This is a genomic window from Phytoactinopolyspora endophytica, assembly GCF_004138495.1.
Classification (GTDB): Bacteria; Actinomycetota; Actinomycetes; order Jiangellales; family Jiangellaceae; genus Phytoactinopolyspora; species Phytoactinopolyspora endophytica.
Genome location: NZ_ML142870.1, coordinates 78,408 through 79,658 on the forward strand (window position 1 = coordinate 78,408; position 1,251 = coordinate 79,658).

The 1,251-nt window shown below is 67.3% G+C and carries 2 protein-coding genes and 1 pseudogene; 1 reads left to right on the top strand and 2 read right to left on the bottom strand.

The window, feature by feature from the left end:
• A pseudogene (locus tag ELR45_RS36040) lies at positions 1-299 on the top strand (hypothetical protein); the annotation flags it as partial.
• Positions 300-386: 87 nt separating this feature from the next.
• Here the strand turns inward: ELR45_RS36040 and ELR45_RS29810 are convergent.
• Positions 387-1,061 carry a response regulator transcription factor gene (locus ELR45_RS29810; RefSeq protein WP_129669532.1) on the bottom strand — a complete coding sequence of 225 codons (675 nt, stop codon included), beginning with the start codon at positions 1,059-1,061 and terminating at the stop codon, positions 387-389.
• The coding region (locus ELR45_RS39620; protein ID WP_205857539.1) for an ATP-binding protein at positions 1,058-1,251 on the bottom strand (194 nt) is incomplete at its 5' end. The genes ELR45_RS39620 and ELR45_RS29810, both read right to left, overlap by 4 nt.

Genomic DNA, 1,251 nt, shown 5'->3' on the forward strand with positions numbered 1-1,251 from the left:
CATTGGCGGCGCTGGGCCTCGGCGCCGGATCGGCAGTCGCCATACCTGCTATGGCCTCCGACACCGCACCGGCAGACCAGAACCCAGGCAGCTCTGTGGCCGGGGACACGGCCGATGACGGCGCCGACGCGGGCTCGGCGACGGCCGACGACAGCCCCGACACGCCCGACAGCCCGAACACACCCGACAGCCCCAACACCCCGGACAGCCCCAACACACCGAATACGCCCGACACTCCGAGTACTCCGGACAGCCCCAATACACCGGACAGCGCAAGCTTCCCGGACTCCGCCGAGTAACACGGCCGCAGGCCTAGGTGACGGCTGACGGACGTGGGGTGCCCGCCACGACATGGCGGGCACCCCACGTCTGAGTGGTCGCAGTGGTTATTCGTCGTCGGATTCAGCCAGGCGATATCCGACCCCGCGCACCGTCACGAACCGCTCGCCGCCGAGCTTGCGGCGCAGGTAGCGCACGTAGACGTCGACGACGTTGGACCCTGGGTCGAAGTCGTAACCCCAGACACGGCTCAACAACTGTTCACGGCTGAGTACCTGCCCTGGATTCCGCAAGAAGGTCTCGGCGAGAGCGAACTCGCGTGCCGACAGTTCCACGTTCCGGCCATCGACGTCCGCCCGCCGTGAACGCAAGTCCAACGAGAGACCGCCGTGCCGAAGAACCGTCGCTTCCGGCGCCCGGTCCGTCTCCCGCAGCCGCAGCCGGATGCGTGCGACGAGCTCCTCGAACCGGAACGGTTTCGGCATGTAGTCATCCGCCCCGCCGGACAGACCCGCGACAGTATCGGTGATCGAATCGCGGGCGGTCAGGATGATGACCGGAATGTCGTTGCGCGCCTCACGCAGCTGCCGCAGCACGGTGAAGCCGTCCATGATCGGCAGCCCGATGTCGAGCACCACGAGGTCGAAGCCGCCCGTCATGGCGTAGTCGTAGGCGGCTCTTCCATCGCCGACGACCGTGGGCGTCATGCCGGCGGCGCGCAGCCCTTTCTCGATGAAGGAGGCGATCCGTGCCTCGTCTTCGGCGATGAGGATGGTGCTCATGGTGTCGTCTCCGTCGTTTCATCGGATTCGAGCGATACGAGGCTGGTCACCGGTAGTTCGATCGCGAAGACACTGCCATGGCCCACCGTGCTCCGCACCGTCGCCCGACCCTGATGAGCCTCGGCGATCGCCCTCACGATCGCCAGCCCCAGGCCCGACCCCTCATGGTGCCCGGTGTCCGCGTGCGCGA

Coding starts and splice junctions, on each gene's coding strand:
- ELR45_RS29810 (WP_129669532.1), bottom strand. CDS start 1,061: ATGAGCACCATCCTCATCGCCGAAGACGAGGCACGGATCGCCTCCTTC.